Annotated in this window: 15 protein-coding genes; 4 read left to right on the top strand and 11 right to left on the bottom strand. The window is 71.6% G+C overall.

Annotated features, from left to right (window positions below; translation table 11 throughout):
- Positions 1-12: 12 nt before the first annotated feature.
- The 5 genes from ndk to HL652_RS06350 all read right to left on the bottom strand — a co-directional run bounded on the left by ndk (position 13) and on the right by HL652_RS06350 (position 6,542).
- A complete protein-coding gene (ndk, locus tag HL652_RS06370; RefSeq protein ID WP_171704548.1) occupies positions 13-435 on the bottom strand; it encodes a nucleoside-diphosphate kinase in 423 nt (140 codons plus the stop codon).
- 24 nt (positions 436-459) lie between these two features.
- The gene (locus tag HL652_RS06365) at positions 460-834 is read right to left on the bottom strand and encodes a DUF4233 domain-containing protein (RefSeq protein ID WP_171704547.1); all 375 of its coding nucleotides are present in this window, start codon (positions 832-834) and stop codon (positions 460-462) included.
- Positions 831-2,294, bottom strand: a complete 1,464-nt coding sequence (locus HL652_RS06360) for a bifunctional folylpolyglutamate synthase/dihydrofolate synthase (protein WP_171704546.1) — start codon at positions 2,292-2,294, stop codon at positions 831-833. The genes HL652_RS06365 and HL652_RS06360 overlap by 4 nt, the downstream gene beginning before the upstream one ends.
- Positions 2,287-5,730 (bottom strand): isoleucine--tRNA ligase, encoded by a 3,444-nt coding sequence (ileS, locus tag HL652_RS06355; protein ID WP_171704545.1) that lies wholly within the window; start codon positions 5,728-5,730, stop codon positions 2,287-2,289. The genes HL652_RS06360 and ileS overlap by 8 nt, the downstream gene beginning before the upstream one ends.
- Before the next feature lie 224 nt (positions 5,731-5,954).
- Positions 5,955-6,542, bottom strand: coding sequence for a TetR/AcrR family transcriptional regulator (locus HL652_RS06350; protein ID WP_171704544.1), 588 nt, complete (start codon positions 6,540-6,542; stop codon positions 5,955-5,957).
- Between the two features lie 76 nt (positions 6,543-6,618).
- Between HL652_RS06350 and HL652_RS06345 the strand changes: the two genes are divergently transcribed.
- From HL652_RS06345 to HL652_RS06330, 4 genes are all read left to right on the top strand, one after another.
- Positions 6,619-8,322, top strand: coding sequence for an ABC transporter substrate-binding protein (locus tag HL652_RS06345; protein ID WP_171704543.1), 1,704 nt, complete (start codon positions 6,619-6,621; stop codon positions 8,320-8,322).
- 118 nt (positions 8,323-8,440) lie between these two features.
- On the top strand, positions 8,441-9,382 hold the full coding sequence (locus HL652_RS06340; RefSeq protein WP_171704542.1) for an ABC transporter permease: 942 nt from the start codon (positions 8,441-8,443) through the stop codon (positions 9,380-9,382).
- A 161-nt stretch (positions 9,383-9,543) separates the two neighbouring features.
- Positions 9,544-10,338, top strand: a complete 795-nt coding sequence (locus HL652_RS06335) for an ABC transporter permease (protein WP_171704541.1) — start codon at positions 9,544-9,546, stop codon at positions 10,336-10,338.
- Positions 10,335-12,755: a dipeptide ABC transporter ATP-binding protein gene (locus HL652_RS06330; protein WP_253743687.1), complete on the top strand. Its 2,421-nt coding sequence runs from the start codon at positions 10,335-10,337 to the stop codon at positions 12,753-12,755. Before HL652_RS06335 ends, HL652_RS06330 begins: the two co-directional genes overlap by 4 nt.
- 95 nt (positions 12,756-12,850) lie before the next feature.
- On the opposite strand, the gene HL652_RS06325 is transcribed toward HL652_RS06330, so the two are convergent.
- From HL652_RS06325 to HL652_RS06300, 6 genes are all read right to left on the bottom strand, one after another.
- On the bottom strand, positions 12,851-14,209 hold the full coding sequence (locus HL652_RS06325) for an NtaA/DmoA family FMN-dependent monooxygenase (protein WP_171704540.1): 1,359 nt from the start codon (positions 14,207-14,209) through the stop codon (positions 12,851-12,853).
- Positions 14,210-14,261: 52 nt separating this feature from the next.
- The gene (locus tag HL652_RS06320) at positions 14,262-15,281 is read right to left on the bottom strand and encodes a LacI family DNA-binding transcriptional regulator (RefSeq protein ID WP_253743829.1); all 1,020 of its coding nucleotides are present in this window, start codon (positions 15,279-15,281) and stop codon (positions 14,262-14,264) included.
- Positions 15,282-15,360: 79 nt separating this feature from the next.
- Positions 15,361-16,152, bottom strand: a complete 792-nt coding sequence (locus tag HL652_RS06315) for an ABC transporter permease (protein WP_216604027.1) — start codon at positions 16,150-16,152, stop codon at positions 15,361-15,363.
- Entirely contained in the window at positions 16,149-16,979 is an 831-nt protein-coding gene (locus HL652_RS06310; protein ID WP_171704538.1) for an ABC transporter ATP-binding protein, read from the bottom strand. Before HL652_RS06310 ends, HL652_RS06315 begins: the two co-directional genes overlap by 4 nt.
- Complete coding sequence (locus tag HL652_RS06305) at positions 16,976-18,064, bottom strand: zinc-binding dehydrogenase (protein WP_171704537.1); 1,089 nt, start codon at positions 18,062-18,064, stop codon at positions 16,976-16,978. Before HL652_RS06305 ends, HL652_RS06310 begins: the two co-directional genes overlap by 4 nt.
- Positions 18,061-19,176, bottom strand: a complete 1,116-nt coding sequence (locus HL652_RS06300) for an ABC transporter substrate-binding protein (RefSeq protein ID WP_171704536.1) — start codon at positions 19,174-19,176, stop codon at positions 18,061-18,063. Before HL652_RS06300 ends, HL652_RS06305 begins: the two co-directional genes overlap by 4 nt.
- Positions 19,177-19,390 lie beyond the last annotated feature (214 nt).

Below are 19,390 nucleotides of genomic sequence, written 5' to 3'. Positions count from 1 at the left end.
GGCCGCGAGCCCCTACGCGAACCAGAGGGCGAGCTCGCGCTCGGCCGACTCGGGTGAGTCGCTGCCGTGCACGAGGTTCTGCTGCACGGCGAGGCCCCAGTCGCGGCCGAGGTCGCCGCGGATGGTGCCGGGCGCGGCGGTGGTGGGGTCGGTGGTGCCGGCGAGGGAGCGGAAGCCCTCGATCACGCGGTTGCCGGCGATGCGGAGGGCGACGACGGGGCCCGACTCCATGAACTCGACGAGGGGCTCGTAGAAGGGCTTGCCCCGGTGCTCCTCGTAGTGCGCGGCGAGCAGCTCGCGCTCGGGCTGCAGCAGCTTCACGTCGACGAGCTGGTAGCCCTTGGCCTCGATGCGGCGGAGGATTTCCCCGGTGAGGTTGCGGGCGACGCCGTCGGGCTTGATGAGAACGAGGGTTTCTTCGACGTGAGTGGTCATGACCACGAGCCTACCGAACCCGGGTCACCGATCCTCGGTCGGCTCCGTGCCCTCAGCCGCCGCGAAGGCGGCCTTCTGCCGGTCGATCTGGCCGCCCTTGATCATGCAGAAGGCGTAGAGGCCGATGAACACGACGGCGACGATCGCGAGCATCGGAACCAGGATGCACGTGGCGGCGATGACCGCCTGCAGCGCCCACCCGAGGGCGTAGCCCCAGCGGTAGCGCAGCAGCACGGTGCTCGCGAGCAGCAGCACGCAGAGCACCGCGCCGCCGCCGAGGGCGAGCGGTGCGGGAAGCACCTTGAGGCCGAAGACGACGAGCGCCGCGAAGAACATGACGACCGACTCGAAGCCGAGCACGATCGCGCCGAGGCTCTGGCGAACCGACCCGCCCCTCACTTCCACTCCTCGGCGGCGGCGATGCCGATGACCTCGCCGACCAGGGTGATCGACCCGGTGACGAGCACGGCGCCCTGCTCCGTCTCCCCCGCCAGCTCGCGCGCCTGGTCGAGCGCGTCGCGCAGCTCGGTCTCGACGACGACCCGGTCGGCGCCCGCGATCGCCACGACGGTGGAGGCGAGCTCGTCGGGGTCGATGGCGCGGTCGGACGACGAGGTGGTCACCACGAACTCGTCGACCACGGGGTCGAGCGCCCTGATGATGCCCGCCACGTCTTTGTCGGCCAGCACGGCCACGACGGCGACGACCTTGTCGAAGGTGAAGAACTCCTTCACGGCCCCGGCCAGCGCCTCGGCGCCACCGGGGTTGTGCGCGGCGTCGACCAGCACGGTGGGCTCGGTGCCGACCAGCTGCAGCCGGCCGGGCGAGGTGACCGTGGCGAAGCCCTCGGTGAGCACATCCTCGACAAGCGCCTGGGTGCCCCCGCCGAGGAACGACTCCACCGCGGCGACCGCCACGGCGGCGTTGTGCCCCTGGTGCGTGCCGTAGAGCGGGAGGAAGAGCTCGTCGTAACGCCCGGCGAGCCCGCGGATGGTGACCAGCTGACCGCCGACCGCCACCGTCGAGCTCTCCAGCGCGAACTGCTCGCCCTCGACCGCGAGCGTCGACTCCGAGAGCTCGGCGGCCCGTGCCAGCTCGGCGAGTGCGCCGGCGGGCTGCACGGCCGAGACCACCTGGGCCGCGGGCTTGATGATCCCCGACTTCGTGCGGGCGATCTCCTCGACGGTGTTGCCGAGCCGCGCCGTGTGGTCGAGCGAGATCGGCGTGAAGACGGCGACCTGCCCGTCGGCGACGTTGGTGGAGTCCCACTCGCCGCCCATGCCCACCTCGATCACGGCGACGTCGACGGGCGCCTCGGCGAAGCTCGCGAAGGCCAGCACCGTCAGCGCCTCGAAGAAGGTCAGCCGCGGCTCGCCCGCAGCCTCCAGCTCGCCGTCGACGAGCTCGAGGAAGGGCTCGATGTCGCGCCAGTTCGCCGCCAGCGCCTCGTTCGAGATGGGCCGGCCGTCGATCATGATGCGCTCGTTGAGCCGCTCGAGATGCGGGCTCGTGAACAGGCCCGTGCGGAGGCCGTAGGCGCGCAGGATGCTCTCGGTGATGCGGCTGGTCGAGGTCTTGCCGTTGGTGCCGGTGAGGTGGATGACCGAGTAGGCGCGCTGCGGGTCGCCCAGCAGCTCGACGGCGCGGCGCGTGGCGGAGAGCCGCGGCTGGGGCGCGGCCTCGCCGAGCCGCGCAAGCAGGGCGGCGTAGACGGCGTCGCCCTCCTCGACGAACTCGTCGGGGGCGTCGAGGCCGACCGCGTCGAACTCGTCGCCCTCCCCCTCACCGTCGCGCGACTCGGGGTCGTTCGGGTCGTCGGCCGGGGGGCCGAAGTCCCCTCCGAAGAACTGGTCAGACATCTCGGCTCACCGACTTCCGGCTCAGGGCGATCACGAACTCGTCGGCGTTGGCGTACTTGCCCTCGCCGATCCGGGCGAAGCTCTCGGGCGAGGAGTGCACCACGGCGGGCAGCCACTCCGACGGGAGAACCTTTCGGTAGCCCTCGAGCGCGGATGCGTCGGCGGGCGAGCGCACGGCGAAGTCGGTCGCGAGGGTCTCACCGGCCACGTCGACGGTGGCGAGGGCGGCGCGCACCGCATCCGCATCCGCGTCGGAGAAGAACACCAGGTCGAGCGCGATGCGGTCGCTCACGTCGAAGCCCGCCGACTTGCGGGCGTCTTGCACGGCACGGATGACGTCGCGTGCGAGCCCCTCGCCCTCGAGCTCGGGTGTGAGGGTGGTGTCGAGCAGCACGAAACCGCCGCCCGGCAGGAGGGCGAGAGCGGTCGAGCCCCCCGAGCCCTCGGCATCGGCGTCGCCGAGCGAGGCCTCGAGCACGAGCTCGTACTCCCCCGCCAGCAGTTGGATGCCGCCGGCCGTGACCACGCCGTTCTCCTCGCTCCACTGCCCGTCGCGGGCTGCCTTGATGGCCTGCTGCACCTGCTTGCCGAGGCGCGGCCCCGCCACGCGGGCGTTCACGGTGAGCTTCGAGGTGATGCCGAACTCGGCGGCGCTCGTGGCGTTCTGCTCGACGACGGTGACGCTCTTCACGTTGAGCTCGTCGCGCAGGATCGACTCGAACTGCGCCAGCGACTCGGCGCCGTCGGCCACGATCGTGAGGCCCGCCAGCGGCAGCCGCACCCGCAGGCCGTTGAGCTTGCGGAGCGACAGCACGGTCGACGAGATCGAGCGCACCGTGTCCATGGTGTGCACGAGGCCGGGGTCGGCCGGGAAGAGGTTTTCGTTCGGCCAGTCGGTGAGGTGCACGCTGCGGCCGCCGGTGAGGCCTTTCCACATGGCGTCTGAGACCAGCGGGATGAGCGGGGCGGCCACCCGGGTGACGGTCTCCAGCACGGTGAAGAGCGTGTCGAACGCGTCGCGGTCGTCACCCGACCAGAAGCGGTCGCGGGAACGCCGCACGTACCAGTTGGTGAGCACGTCGGCGAAGTCGCGGAGCTTCGCCGAGGCGAGCGTCGCATCCAGGTCTTCCAGGTCGGCCGTGACCGACTGGATCAGCTCCCGCGTCTTGGCGAGCAGGTAGCGGTCGAGCACGTCGGTGGAGTCGGTGCGCCACTGCGCCTCGTAGCCGCCCTCCTGCGCGCTGTTGGCGTAGAGGGTGAAGAAGTAATACGTGCTCCACAGCGGCAGCAGCAACTCGCGCACGCCCTGGCGGATGCCCTCCTCGGTCACCACCAGGTTGCCGCCGCGCAGCACCGACGACGACATGAGGAACCAGCGCATCGCATCCGAGCCGTCGCGGTCGAACACCTCGGAGACGTCGGGGTAGTTGCGCAGCGACTTCGACATCTTCTGCCCGTCGGAGCCCAGCACGATGCCGTGGCTGATGACGTTCTTGAACGCCGGCCGGTCGAACAGCGCGGTGGAGAGCACGTGCATCACGTAGAACCAGCCGCGGGTCTGCCCGATGTACTCCACGATGAAGTCGGCGGGGCTGTGCGTGGCGAACCAGTCCTCGTTCTCGAACGGGTAGTGCACCTGGGCGAACGGCATCGAGCCGGAGTCGAACCAGACGTCGAACACGTCCTCAATGCGGCGCATCGTCGAACGGCCCGTGGGGTCGTCGGGGTTCGGGCGGGTGAGCTCGTCGATGAACGGGCGGTGCAGGTCGGGCTGCCCCTCGCGGTTCAGCGGCAGACGCCCGAAGTCGGCCTCGAGCTCGGCCAGCGAGCCGTACACGTCGACGCGCGGGTAGGTCGGGTCGTCGCTCTTCCAGATCGGGATGGGCGAGCCCCAGAAGCGGTTGCGCGAGATCGACCAGTCGCGGGCGCCGGAGACCCACTTGCCGAACTGACCGTCCTTGACGTTCTCGGGAACCCACTCGATCTGCTGGTTGAGCTCCTCCATGCGGTCGCGGATGGTCGTGACACGCACGAACCAGCTCGACACCGCCTTGTAGATGAGCGGGTTGCGGCAGCGCCAGCAGTGCGGGTAGCTGTGCTCGTAGCTCGCCTGGCGGAGCAGGCGGCCCTGCGACTTGAGAAGCTGCGTGAGCGGCTTGTTGGCGTCGAAGACCTGCAGGCCCTCCACATCCTTCACCGTGGAGAGGAAGCGGCCGCCGTCGTCGACCGAGATGATGACGGGGATGCCCGCCGCCTCGCAGACCTTCTGGTCTTCCTCACCGTAGGCGGGAGCCTGGTGCACGATACCGGTGCCGTCGGTGGTGGAGACGTAGTCGGCGACGAGGATCTGCCAGGCGTTCTGGGTGCCCCACTTCTCGGCGTCGGCGTAGTAGTCCCAGAGGCGGTCGTAGGCGACGCCCTCGAGCTGGCGGCCGGTGACGGTGCGCGAGACGGCGGCGCGGGCCTCGTCGGCGGAGTCGTAGCCGAGGTCTTTGGCGTAGTTGCCGACGAGGTCGGCGGCGAGGAGGTACTCGGCGCCGAGCACGGTGATGCTGCCGGTGCCCGTGCCGGGGCTGCCGGCCGTGGCCTCGGCGGTCTCTCTGGCGACCTCGGTGTCGGCCGTGCCGTTCGGGCCGGCGGGCACGACGGCGTACTCGATGTCGGGGCCGACGGCGAGTGCCATGTTCGTCGGCAGGGTCCAGGGCGTGGTCGTCCAGGCGAGGGCGCGCACGGCGGTGAGGCCGAGCGCCTCGGCGCGCGAGCCGACGAGGGGGAACGTCACCGTCACCGTCTGGTCTTGACGCATCTTGTAGACGTCGTCGTCCATCCGGAGTTCGTGGTTCGACAGCGGGGTCTCGTCTTTCCAGCAGTACGGCAGCACGCGGTAGCCCTCGTAGGCGAGGCCCTTCGTGTGCAGCTGCTTGAAGGCCCAGAGCACGCTCTCCATGAAGGTGATGTCGAGGGTCTTGTAGTCGTTGTCGAAGTCGACCCAGCGGGCCTGGCGGGTGACGTACTCCTGCCATTCCTTCGTGTACTGCAGCACCGAGCGGCGGCTGGCGTCGTTGAAGACCTCGACGCCCATCTCCTCGATCTGGCTCTTCTCGGTGATGCCGAGCTGCTTCATGGCCTCGAGTTCCGCGGGCAGGCCGTGCGTGTCCCACCCGAAGCGGCGGTCGACCTTCTTGCCGCGCATGGTCTGGAAGCGCGGGAAGACGTCTTTGGCGTAGCCGGTGAGCAGGTGCCCGTAGTGCGGGAGGCCGTTGGCGAAGGGCGGGCCGTCGTAGAACACCCACTCGGGCGCGCCCTCGCGGTGGCGGATCGACTCGCGGAAGGTGTCGTCCCCCTTCCAGAACGCGAGCACGCCCTTCTCCACCTCGGGAAAGCTCGGCGACGGGACGACGGAACTGAATTCGTCGGAGTCTTTGGGGTACGTCATGGTTCTCCTGGACGGCCGGTGTCTGCTGCCTGTTCCACGAGGACGGCGGTCGCCCGCCGTGGTACCACCTCGCTTGCCGCCCGCTGCTCGCGCCTCGGTCGACCGCTCGTTCTTAGGCTGTGACGGGCCCGACCCGTTCGGTTCTACTGAGCCCCGGTCGCCCGGTGCCGTTCTTCCGAAGACTCCCCGGTGATGGCCGGTTCACAGTCTTTCGTCAGCCGATTCTAGCCGATCCTGAAGCCCTCGAGCACAGGATGCACGACCCGGTCGAGGTAGGTCACCAGCGGCCCGCGATCGGGCCCGTCGGCGGCCCAGCGGCCGATCGCCGCGGCGGAGGCGCCGACCACGGCGAGCGCCGCCGCACGCGCGACGAGGGGGTCGAGCCCGCGCCCGGCGAGGAAGAGCTCGACGGCGTCGGCGTGGGCGAGCGCGCGGGCGAGACCGGCGGCGCGCAGCTCGTCGTCGATGCCCATGGCCTGGCCTTGGGTGAGCACGAGCGGAGCGCGGGTTGCGGTGATGCCCTCGGCCGTGCGGTGGAGGGCCCCTTCGAGCGCGGTGAGCGGGTCGGCGCCCTCGCCGGCGGGCGCCTCGGCGAGGGCGCCGGCCAGCGCGGCGAGGCTGGCGTCGAGTTCGATCCAGAGCAGGTCGCTCTTCGAGGCGAAATAGTTGAAGAAGGTGTTGCGGCTGACCCCGGCGCGTCGGGTGATCTGCTCGATCGTGGTTTTCGCGTAGCCCTGTTCGAGGAAGAGCTCGGATGCCGCCTCTTCGAGCATCGGCTTCGAGGAGGCGCGGGGGCGGCCGGCGGGTGGCATGGTCGTCTCCCTCCCTCCTTTGGTGCGCGCCTCGCGCGATCGGGAATAACTTGATCCCGTCCAACAATTAGACTGGATGCGATCACAGCAGATCGCACCCCCACCCTCCCACACCAGACAGGTCGTCACCGTGTCCTCACGCTCCCTCACTCTGGCGGCGCTCGCCACAGCATCCGCTCTTCTCCTCGCCGGCTGCACCGCGGGAGGCGAGGCGGAGGAACCCCAGGCGGCGGGCACGCCCGTCGAGGGCGGCACCCTCACCTACGCCACGGGCTTCGGCGAGGCGACCTGCCTCGACCCGCACGTGGGCGGCAACATGCCGCAGGCGCTGGTGGGCACGAACGTGCTCGAGTCGTTGTTCTCGCAAGACGAGAACGGTGAGATCGTGCCGTGGCTCGCCACCGGCTCCACCGTCTCCGACGACGGGCTCACCGTCGACGTGGCGCTGCGCTCCGACGTCACGTTCACCGACGGCACGCCCTTCGACGCCGAGGCCGTCGTGGCCAACATCGAGCACATGAAAGACCCCGACACCGCGTCGTCGACCGCCATCCTGGCGCTCGGCAAGGTGGCGTCGGTGCAGGCCGTCGACGCGCAGACCGCGAGGTTCACCCTGTCGGAGCCCGACAGCGCCCTGCAGGAGTCGCTGGCCCAGACCTGGCTGGCGATGGAGTCGCCCGCCGGCCTCGCCCGCGGCATGGACGAGAACTGCGCCGCCCCCATCGGCACCGGCCCGTTCGTGTTCAGCGAGTGGGTGAAGCAGGATCACGTGACCCTCACCCGCAACGACGACTACGCCTCGGCTCCCGCGGGCGCTGCTCACGACGGGCCCGCCTACCTCGACGAGATCGTGTGGCGCTTCATCCCCGACCCGGCGACCCGCTTCGCGGCGCTGCAGTCGGGCGAGGTCGACGTCATCGACGAGATGCAGCCCGACAACGTGGTGGCGGCGACCGCCGAGGGTTCGGGCTTCGGTGTGCTGACGGGGGCGCTGCCGGGTGCCTCCATCCGGCTCGAGCTCAACTCGGGCTACGCGCCGTTCGACGACGAGCGGGTGCGCAAGGCGTTCATCAAGGCGGCCGACGTGAACCCCGGCATCGAGAGCCTGTTCTTCGGCACGGTCGACCGCTCCTACTCGGTGCTGTCGAGCTCCACCCCCTACGGCGCGTCGTTCGAGAGCGAGTACACGGTCGACGCCGACGAGGCGAACCGTCTGCTCGACGAGGCGGGGTGGACCTCTCGGGATGCCGAAGGGTACCGGGTGAAGGACGGGCAGCGCCTCACGGTCGACTTCCCCGTGTCGACGAACCAGTCGATCCCCGCCGAGGTGTCGCTGTTCGAGCAGATCCAGGCCACCACGAAGGCCGTCGGCTTCGACGTGGAGCTGCACCCCCTCGACCTGTCGTCGTGGTACGCGGCGCTCGGCTCCTGGGACTTCGGCGTCACCAGCGCGATCTACACGAAGAACTCGCCCGACGTGCTGCGCATCCTCTACCACTCCGACAACATCCAGCCGGCGCCGAGCGGGTACCACCCGAACCACTCGCACGTGTCGATCCCCGAACTGGATGCGGCGCTCACCGAGGCGGGTGAGACCTCCGACCCAGAGAAGCGGGCCGAGCTCTACGAGGAGGCGCAGCGCATCCTCGCCGAGGGCGCGTACGTGCTGCCGCTCTACGACCACCTGCAGAAGATCGGCTACAGCGACCGGGTGCAGGGGCTGTCGCTCCTGCCCACCCTGCAGATCCCGTACTTCGGCGACACCTGGATGGCCGGCTGATCGTGCCCGTGCCGCTGCGCGCTCGCGCCCGCGGGCCCCTGCGCGCGTTGGTCGCACAAAGTGCTCGTAAGCGCGCTGATTCGAGCACTTTGCGCGACCAAAGTGGCGAGGGCTGGGCATGAGCGTGCTCGCGCGCTGGGGGGTGCGGGTCGCGGGGGCGGTGTTCGTGCTGTGGGCGGCGGCGACGCTCACGTTCTTCGGGCTGCGGCTCATTCCGGGCGACCCGGCACAGGCCATCCTCGGCGGGCCCGGGTCGCAGGCGAGCGCCGAGGCGCTGGCGGCGGTGCGGGCCGAGTACGGGCTCGATCAGCCCGTGTGGGTGCAGTACGCGCGCTACCTCGGGCGGCTCGTCACCGGCGACCTCGGCTCGTCGTACTCGCTGCGCACCCCGGTGGTCGAGGTGATCGGGGCGCAGATCGGCGGCACCCTCCTGCTCGCCGCGCTCTCGCTCGCCGTGGCGTGGATCATCGCGCTCGGGCTCGCACTGTGGTCGACCCGCGGCGGGCGGGTGGCCGCGGCCGTGGGCTCGGGCCTCGAGATCGTCGCCGCCGCCGTTCCGCACTTCTGGCTGGCGATCGTGCTCGTGCTCGTCTTCAGCACGACGCTGCGCTGGCTGCCCGCCGTGAGCACGAAGGGGCCCGAGGGTCTCGTGCTGCCCGTGCTCACGCTGGCCCTGCCCCTCGCGGGGTTCCTCGGGCAGGTGATGCGCGAATCCGTGCTCGACGCCCTCGAGGCGCCGTTCGTGCTCTCGGCCCGGGCGCGCGGCGAGAGCGAGGGCGGGGTGCGCCTGCGGCACGTGCTCCGGCACGGGGCACTGCCGGGCATCGCGCTCTCGGGCTGGGCGTTCGGGTGGCTCATCTCGGGCGCCGTCGTGGTGGAGACGATCTTCGCCCGGCCCGGGCTCGGGCGCACGCTGCTCAACGCGGTGCAGCTGCGTGACGTGCCGCTCGTCATCGGCGTGGTGCTCGTCGTGGCGGTGGGGTACGTGCTCATGACGGTGCTGACGGATGCGGCGACGCGCGTCGCCGACCCCCGGCTGCGACTGCGGGGTGCGGTGTGAGCGGCGCGGCGGGGGCGGGGGCTTCCGCCGAACGACGGAGTTTCGGGGAAGCCGCGGGTGCAGCATCCGTCGTTCTGCCGATGGGGGGCGAGACTCCGTCGTTCGGGGGCGGGCGCGGGAGCGGGGGCGCGGGCTTCGGGCGCGGGCGCCCGGGGGCACGGATGTTAGGGCCGGCCCAGTGGGTCGCTTGCGGTGTTCTCCTGGTGCTGCTGGTCGCCGCAGTGGCGCCGTGGCTGCTGGCGCCGGGTGACCCGCTCGCCATCGCGCCGACGGAGGCGTTCCTGTCGCCGCGGTGGGGGCATCCGTTCGGCACCGACGAATCGGGGCGCGACATCTACACCCGCGTGGTGCACGGGGCGGGGCCGTCGCTCGTCATCGGGGCGGCGGCGACCGCGATCGGCATCGCGCTCGCGCTGCTGCTCGGACTCGGTGCCGCGCTCGGCGGACGGGTCGTCGACTTCGGCGTCAACCGCCTGCTCGAGGTGATGTTCGCGTTCCCCGGACTGCTGCTCGCGCTCCTCGTCATCACCGTCTACGGGCCCGGGGTCGTGACCTCGACGATCGCCGTGGGGCTCGCGACCGCGCCGGGGTACGCGCGCATCATCAGGGCGCAGACGCGATCGGTGGCGGTGGCGCCCTTCGTGGAGTCGGCGGTGGTGCTGGGGTGGTCGCGGTGGCGCATCCTGGGGCGGCACATCCTGCCGAACGCGGTGCTGCCCGTGATCGTGCTCGTCACCCTCGGGGTGGGGCAGGCGATCGTGTGGGCGTCGGCGCTCAGCTACCTCGGGCTCGGCGCCGAGCCGCCGTCGGCGGAGTGGGGCGCGATGCTCTTCGCCGGCAAGAACTACCTCGCCACCGCCTGGTGGATGACGTTCTTCCCGGGCCTCGCGATCGTCGTGGCGGCCGCCGCCACCACCGTCCTCGGCCGCGGCCTGCAGAGGGGCGGCGCGCGATGAGCGGCGGCGCGGCGGCCGGCGGCACGGGTCGCGCGGAGGGCGGCGCGGCGGGCGGCGGCACGGGTGGCGTGAAGGGCGGCGCGGCGGGCGGCGGCACGGGTGGCGTGAAGGGCGGCGCGGCGGGCGCGGGCGGCGTGGCGGGCACGGGCGCGGGCGGCGCGGCGGGCGCGGGCGGCGTGGCGGGCGCGAGCGGCTCGGGCGCGGGCGGCGTGGGCGCGGGCGGCGTGGCGGGCGCTGGCGCGGGCGCGGGCGGCGAGGCGCGAGAGTCCACCCAGTTCCGGATGCGCGGCGAGACTCCATCGGGTTCGGTAGGCCGCCAGGGTGGCGCAGCGGCGGGCGGCGGCACGGGTGGCGTGGCGGGTGGCGTGGCGGGCGCGGGCGGTGCGGGCGCGGGCGGCGTGGCGGGCGCTGGCGCGGGCGCGGGCGGCGAGGCGCGAGAGTCCACCCAGTTCCGGATGCGCGGCGAGGCTGCTTCGAGTTCGGCAGGCCGCCAGGGTGGCGCCGCGGACGGCGGCGCGGGCGCGAGCGGCGCAGCGGCGGGCGGCGGCACGGGTGGCGTGGCGGGCGCGGGCGGTGCGGGCGCGGGCGGCGCGGCGGGCGCGGGCGATGCGGGCGCGGGCGGGGTGCTGGCGCGGGTGGAGGGGCTGCGAGTGGCGTTCGGGGGGCGGGTCGTGGTTGAGGGGGTGTCGTTCGAGGTGCGGGCGGGGCGGGCGGTCGCGCTGGTGGGTGAGTCGGGGTCGGGGAAGTCGGTGACGGCACGGGCGCTGGTGGGGCTCGTGGGGCCGGGGTCGCGGGTCGGCGCCGAGACGCTCGAGGTGGGCGGGCGATCGGTACTCGGGCGGGGCGGCCGCGGCGAGACGCTCGAGCTCGGCGGGCGGGCGTTCCGCGGGCGGGGCGGACGCGACGGGTGGGCGCGGGGGCCGGGTGCTGGGGTGTGGAGGCGCATCCGGGGGGCGCAGGTGGGGCTTGTGGTGCAGGATGCGCTCGTGTCGCTCGACCCCCTGCGCCCGATCGGGCGCGAGATCGCCGACGCACTGCGCCTGCACACCTCGCTCAGCCCGCGGCAGCGGGGCGAGCGCGTGGTCGAGCTGCTCGAGGCGGTGGGCATGCCCGATCCGGTCGGTCGGATGCGCCAGCGCTCCGGCGAGCTGTCGGGCGGGTTGCGGCAGCGCGCCCTCATCGCCTCGGCCCTCGCCGCCGATCCGCCCCTGCTCATCGCCGACGAGCCGACGACGGCGCTCGACAGTACGGTGCAGGCGCAGATCCTCGCGCTGTTCGACGACATCAAGGCCGCCGGCACCGGCCTGCTCTTCATCAGCCACGACCTCGGCGTCGTCTCCCGCATCGCCGACGACGTGCTCGTGATGCGCGCCGGCCGCGTCGTCGAGTCGGGCCCCGTCGAGCAGGTGCTCGGCGACCCGCAGCACGACTACACGAAGGCGCTGCTCGCGGCGGTGCCGGCCGGCGTGCCCCGCGGCGTGCCGCTCAGCGCGGGGAGCGCGCACAGCCTGCCCGCCCACCCGGGCCGTGCGACGAGCAGCCCGGTCGAGAGCTCGGATGGCTCGCCTGACCCGCGGGAGAGTCGGATGGGACGGCAGCAACCGAGGGGGGCGGGGGACGCGGAGGCCACTCCGCGTGGAGCATCCACGGCGGGAGCAGCGCGCTCGGCGGCGTTGCTCGAGGTGGCGGGGGTGTCCAAGAGCTTCGGAGGGGGAACCGCGGTCGACGACGTCTCGTTCTCGCTCGAGGCCGGCACCACGCTCGGACTGGTCGGCGAGTCGGGGTCGGGCAAGACCACCGTCGCTCGCATCGTGCTCGGACTCACCGACCCCGACCGCGGCAGCGTTGCGCTCGACGGGGAGGCCTGGGCGCCCGCCCGGGAGAGCGCCCGCCGCCCGCGACGCAGCGCGATGGGGGCGGTGTATCAGGATGCGCTGTCGTCGTTCGATCCACGGCTGACGGTGGGGCGCATCCTCACCGACTCTCTGCCCGGCCCCCGCACCACCGGTTGGAGCGACGCCCGAGCGGAGGTGGAGCGGATGCTCGCCGAGGTCGGCCTCTCCCCCGAGCTCGCGAACGCGCGGCCGCTCCACCTCTCGGGCGGGCAGCGGCAGCGGGTGTCGATCGCGCGGGCGCTCGCGCCGAAGCCGCGGGTGCTGGTGCTCGACGAGCCGGTGTCGGCGCTCGACGTGTCGGTGCAGGCGCAGATCCTCGATCTGCTCGACCGCCTGCAGAGCGAGCGCGGGGTCGCGTACCTGTTCATCTCGCACGACCTCGGCGTGGTGCGGCACATGAGCGACCGGATCGCCGTGATGAAGGACGGGGTGATCGTGGAGCAGGGCGACGCGACGACCGTGTTCGAGTCGCCGCAGCATCCGTTCACCCGGGAGCTGCTCGACGCCGCCATCACGTTCTGACGGACAAAGTCCGTGAAGATCTCGTTCTTCACGGACTTTGTACGGGAAAAAGTGGGGGTGGGGCAGGTGGGGTGGGGTCGGGCCCCCGGGCGAGCCTACGACTCGAGGTTCTTCGACGAGGGCCGGAACGAGGGGTGCGGGCCGGGGAACCCGAGCCGTTCGCGGAGCGTCGCCGACCGGTCGGGCTCCTTCCACGCACCCAGGGCACGCAGCTCGGGCACGACGAGCTCGATGAACTCCTCGTAGGCGCCCGCGTCGCCGAAGGTGGGCTCGAGGAGGAACCCGTCGAGGTCGGCGATGCGCGCGGTCTCGACGAGCTCCTCCGCCACTTCGCGCGGCGACCCGGTGACGACGAAACCGCGCTCCTGCACCCGGAAGGCGTCGAGCACGTCTTGCACGGTCTCGATGCCGGGCACCGAGCGGTACCGGTCGAGCGGGGTGTGGCCCTGGTCGGTGTCGCCGATCTCCTCGATGCGCATCGAACGGTCGAGCGCGCGCAGGTCGATGCCGGTGAAGCCGGCGAAGAGCACAGCCGCGTCGTCCATCGAGAACTGCTCCTCGAGCTCGGCGCGCTTCGCAAGAGCCTCCGCGCGCGTGGGTGCCACGGTCACCGTCACCCCCGAGATGATGCGGAGGTCGTGCGCGTCGCGCCCGGCCGCCACCACCCGCGCGCGGATGTCGGCCGACGCCGCTGCCGCCTGCTCAGCCGTCTGGCCCTGGATGAACATCGCCTCCGCGTTTCGCGCCCCGAAGTCGCGCCCGCGCCCCGACATCCCCGCCTGGAACAGCACGGGCACGCGCTGCGGCCCCGGCGGCACCTTGAACAACCCGTGGCTCGCGAAGTGCTCCCCCGTGTACGACAGTGGCCGGATGCGCGTGGGGTCGACGAGCACATTGCTCTCGCGGTCGAACACCACGGCGTCGTCGTCCCACACGTCTTCGAGGAGCGACCGGGTGAGGTCGACGAACTCGTCGGCGACGTCGTAGCGCTTGTCGTGGTCGAAGTGGGTGATGCCGAACAGCCCCTCCGTCACCTGGGCGGTGCTGCCGGTGACGACGTTCCAGCCGATGTGGCCCTTCGTGAACGCGTCGAGAGTGGCGAAGCGGCGCGCGGTGGGCAGCGGCTGCTCGAGCGAGGTCGACGAGGTCACCACGACCCCGAGGGTGGGCGCCGCCTGGGCGATGGCGCTCACGAGCAGCAGCGGGTCGTAGCCGGGGAACAGGATGCCGTGGGTGAGCACCTCCTCGGGCACCTCGCCGTCGATCTGCGGGTAGCCGTAGCTGTCGGCGAACAGGATGAAGTCGAAGCCGGCCTCGTCGAGGGTCGCGGCGAGCTGCGTCCAGTAGGCGGGGTCGCCGTACCGGTCGCCCCGGCCGTGCGGGTGCCGCCAGGTGGGCACGCCATTCGACGGGGTGAGGATCTCGAACACGCCGAAGGAGAGAGGGCTCGTCATGCTCCCAGCCTGCCTGAGCGTCAGGCCGCGGACCGACCGAATCTAAATCGTTTTACACACTTGTAACGCGGCGCGTCGAGTTCCGTTCCACCAGCTCCACCGGCAGGATCTCGACGCGCGCCGAACCGCCCCGCGTCACCATCTCGGCGAGCATCTCGAACGCGCGCGCCGCCATCTGCACGGCGTCCTGCCGCACCGTGGTGAGGGTGGGGGTGATGCGCGACGACCAGCTGATGTCGTCGAAGCCGCACACCAGCAGGTCACCCGGCACCGTGCGACCGAGGTCGTGGGCCTCGAAGGTGGCGCCGATGGCCTGGTTGTCGGTGCAGGCGAACAGGGCGTCGACCTCAGGATGCCGCGCGAGCATCCGTCGCACTCCCTCACGCCCGCCCTCGAACGAGTACGGGGCGACGAGGCGGTGCACCCGCGACGGGTCGACTCCGCGGCCGGCGAGCCCGGCGAGGAACCCGATGCCGCGCTCGGTCGCGGTGGACAGCGACGATGGCCCCTCGAGCAGGCCGAACACGGTGCCGCCCGCGTCGACGAGGTGCTCGGCGGCCCGGCGGGCGCCGCCCACGTTGTCGGAGTACACCCCGCCGAGGCCGGGCACGTCGACCGCCTCGTCGAGGGCCACGACCGGCAGCCCCGACTCGACCAGCGGGCGCACGGTCGCCGGGTCGGGATGCGTGGAGACGAGCAGGATGCCGTCGACCGACTTCGCCAGCCGTGCCAGCGCGGCACTCTCGCGGGCCGCGTCGAAGTCGGTGTTGGCGAGCGAGACCTGGAACCCGGTCTCCTCGCTCAGCCGCTCGACCGCACCCACCATGCCCGCCCAGAACGGGTTGGTGACGTCGGGGATGACGAGCCCGATCACCCCGTGCGACCCCGTACGGAGGGACCGCGCTGCGCCGTTCGGCCGGTAGCCGAGCTCGGCCGCCGAGCGCAGCACCTTCTCGATCGAGCGGGCCCCCACCTTGCGGGCGCCGGTGAGCGCGTTGCTCGCGGTGGCGAGGCTCACCTCGGCGTGCTCGGCGACGTCTTTGAGGGTGACGGGCGTTCGACCCTGGGGCATCGCCTTCACGACGCCAACCTACCAGCGCGACCCCGCGAAGCCGCTGCGCCGGCCCCGCCCCGCGAAGCCCCGCCCCGGGCTACCAGCGCACCACCAACCTCTCCACGAGCCCCACCAGGCCGAGCAGGATGAGCGTGGTGATCGCCGAGAAGAAGATCGCCGCCCACATCTGCGAGAGGTTGAGGTAGGTCGTCGCCATCACGATCACCGCGCCGATGCCCTTGCTCGAGCCGGTGAACTCCGACACCACGGCACCGATCATGGCGGCCGTCACCGACAGCCGCGCCCCGGCGAACAGGTACGGCAGGCTCGACGGCACCCGCAGCCTGAAGAAGATCTCGAGCTTCGACGCCGACATCGCGTCGAACACCTCGAGCGCCTGCGGGTCGACCGAGCGGAGCCCCGTGATCGAGTTGATAAGCGTGGGGAAGAACGCCGACAGCGCCGCCACGATGATGTGCGGGATCTCGTTGAACCCGAACGCCACCACGAGCGCTGGCGCGATCGCCACGATCGGCGTGACGTTCAGCAGCAGCGCCACGGGCATGATCGCCGCCCGCAGGAAGCGGAAGTGCACGATCGCCGCCGCGAGCAGCAGCGCCACCGCCACCCCGATGGCGAAACCGAGCATCGCCGCCTGCAGGGTGACGAGGAGGTTCTCGAGGTAGAAGTCGGGCCGGCTCACGATGTCGTGGGCGATGTCCTGAATCGGCGGCAGCACGCTCTTGAACGTCGACGCGGCCCACTGCCAGCACAGGGCCAGCACCACGAACAGCAGCACGGGCGCGCCGATGGTGAGCAGCGTCCCCCCGGTGCGTGCCGACATGCGGCGGCGCCGCATCCTCATCACGGGGTCGATGGCGGCGGTCATTCGTCTCCCTCCCAGGCGCTCCAGAGGATCTGTTTGACCTGGGCGACCTTCGCGGTGAACTCGGGCGTCTCGGTCAGCTCCCAGGTGCGGGGCCTCGGCAGGTCGACGTCGACGACCTCGCGGATGCGCCCCGGCCGCGGGCTCATCACCACCACCCGGTCGGAGAGCAGCACCGCCTCCATGGCCGAGTGGGTGACGAAGACGATGGTCTTCTTGTGGTGCTCCCAGAGCTCGAGAAGACGGATGCGCAGGGTGTCGCGGGTGAGTTCGTCGAGTGCCGAGAAGGGCTCGTCCATGAGCATGAGCGGCGCGCCCTGGGCGAAGCCGCGGGCGATCGAGGCGCGCTGCCGCATGCCGCCCGAGAGCTGGTCGGGCCGGGAGGAGAGGAAGTCGCCGAGGCCGACCTCGGAGAGGATGCCGACCGCGTCTTCGGGGCGCCTGGTCGTGGCTCCCCGGTCGGCCCGCTTGTTGATGACGGAGGAGAGGGAGGCGTTCGCCTTGATGTCGAGCCAGGGCAGCAGGGCGGAGGACTGCGGGATCCAGGCGATGTCTTTGCGCTGCGAGGCCTTCTTCGGGGTGGTGCCGAAGACACTGATGTCGCCGGTGGTCTGTGTGTCGAGACCCGCGATGAGGCGGAGCAGTGTCGACTTGCCGCATCCCGACGGCCCGAACAGGGTGATGAACTCGCCCTGGCGGATGGAGAGGTCGACGCCCGTGAGCGCCTGCACGGTCTTCGAGCCGCGGGTGTAGGTGCGGCCCACCCCGCTGATCTCGATCGTGCCGGCCGTCGTGGTGCCGGTCGATGCTGTCGTGCCGGTGTCTGTCATGCTGCGTGCTCCGAGAGGTCGAGAGTTGTGGCGCTGAACGAGGGCCCGAGCACGACGATCTTGCCGAAGAAGTCGTTCGACTCCAGCCGCGCCTCGGCTTCGGCGAGCTGTTCGAACGGCCACACGCTGTCGATGACGATCTCGAAGGTGCCGTCGGCGAAGGCGGCGACGGCGGAGGCCATGTCGGCGCGGCTGTAGCTGCCGTGGCCCAGGATGCTGCGGCCGGGCTGGTAGAGGTCGGGCAGGTGGAGCTGGGTGTCGAGCCCGTCGGTGGTGCCGGAGAGCACGACCCGCCCGCCGGGCCGGGTGGCACGGAGGGCCTGGCCGAGGAAACGGCCGCCGACGTGGTCCCAGACCAGGTCGGCACCGCGACCGCCGGTGATGCTCATCACCTCGGCGACCCAGTCGGGCTGGGCGGTGCGGTCGATCACGTGATGGGCGCCCGAGGCGAGCGCGCGCTCCTTCTTCTGCGGACCGGAGACGAGGGTGATGACGGTGGCGCCGTGGGCCAGCGCGATCTGCACCCCGGCGGCCCCGAGGCCGGAGCCGGCCCCGGGGATGACGACGGTCTCCCCCGCCTGGAGCTTTCCCGCGCCGAGCAGGCCCCGCCAGGCGGTGGCCCCCGCCACCGGAACGGCGGCGAGCTCGGCGAGCCGCGCCGCGTCGTGCGCGGCCACGTCGACGACGGTGCAGTTGCGCGCCGGCACCGAGACGAACTCGGCCATGCCGCCGTCTCGCGTGGAGCCGATGGTCTGGAAGGCCGCGCAGTAGGTGGGCGTCTCGGCAAGGCAGAACTCGCACGCTCCGCAGCTCACCACGGGGTCGACCAGCACGACGCTGCCGACGAGCCCGTCGAGCGCCTCGGCTCCGGCAGCCACGACCTGGCCCGCGAAGTCCATGCCCGCCACGTGGGGCACCGACATGCCGGGCACGACGGGCTCGTGGCGCTGCAGCACGTCGAGCCGGTTGAGCGCGAAGGCGAGCACGCGCACCACGACCTCGTCGGCGGCCGGCGAGGGTGCGGCGACCTCGGTCAGCCGCCGCACCTCCGGTCCGCCGAAGCCGGTCTGCACCCAGGCTCTCACGGAGCGGGCCAGATGAGCTCGGTGCCGTCGTAGATGGCGTCGACGAAGCTGGTGTCGATCGCCGAGGCCGGGTCGGGCTTCGAGCCCACCAGGTCGAACTCGACCAGCATGTCGGCCTCGGGCGTCCACTGCTCGACCGACTCGCTGCCGAGCGGGGTGCCCTCGGGCTGGCTGTCTTCGACGAGCCCCACCTCGGTGTTCCAGCGCGCCTTGCTCGAGACGAGGTCGTAGCCGGCGTCGGAGAGGGCCTCGGCGTAGCCGAGTGCCTCGTCGAGGTTGGTGTCGGACTCGTTGATCCAGTTGTAGGCGTAGAAGCTCGCGCGCAGGAAGTCCTCGACCGCGGTCGGGTGCTCCTCCTTGAAGGTGTTGTTGACGATCTGCGTGTTGAAGGCCGACTTGATGCCGTACTCCGCCGGGTCCCACTGGGTGATCTCGAAGCCCTGCGACTCGAGGGCGAGCGGCTCGTTCGACTTGTAGCCGGTGAGCGCCTGCACCTGCCCGTTCGGGAGGATGGTGGGGTCGTAGCCGACCGAGACCCAGTTGATGCTCGCCGGGTCGACGCCGTCTTCGAGGAACATCGCCTGGATCTGCGGCGGGATGGCGCCCTTGTAGCCCGCGGTGAGGCCGGAGAAGTCGGCGAGCGAGCTCGGGCCGCCCTCCTTGTTGGTCATCAGGGTGATGGCGACGGTGTTGCCGTAGGTCGCGATGCCCGAGATGTCGGCGCCGTTGTCGACGGCCACGAGCACGTCGGAGGGGCTGCCGAGGCCCGCGAACTGCGCCGTTCCCGCGCTCACCAGCTGAGCGTTGGTGGAGCCGGGCTCGATCGTGACGTCGAGGCAGAGCTCGTCGAAGATGCCCTTCTCCTTCGCCGTGACCACGTCGAGGATGCCGACGGATGCGGCGTAGGCGAACGAGGTGAGGAACGTGATGGGGCCGGCCGCCTGATTCTCGGCGCAGCGCTCGGCGCTGATGAGGTCGCTGCCGCCGGCGGAGGCGGTGGGGGCCTCGGAGGCGGAGCTGTCGCTCGAGCAGCCGGCGAGCAGGAGGGCCGACGCGGCGGCGGTGGCGGCGAGGGCGGTGAGGGGTTTCTTCGTCAGCGGTGCGTGTGACATGCGGAGCCTTTCGGGATGCGCCGGAGGGACTCCGGCGGTCGGGAGGTGCAGGGTGTCTGTATCGATGTCAGTGGTACCGGCGTGCCCGATGGAGCTCGATGAGCCAGCGCGTGGTCGGCACACTAACAAGCTCGTGAGTCGAAATCTAAATCGATTTATTTCGGGCGTGTAAAAGGTTGCGCATCCGTTCTCCACCGCCCCGTGGCGACTGCGA

The sequence above is a fragment of the Herbiconiux sp. SALV-R1 genome, from assembly GCF_013113715.1.
In the GTDB taxonomy this organism is placed as follows: Bacteria; Actinomycetota; Actinomycetes; order Actinomycetales; family Microbacteriaceae; genus Herbiconiux.
Note: the sequence above shows the minus strand (reverse complement) of the source record. Positions and strands in the feature narration are given on the sequence as shown.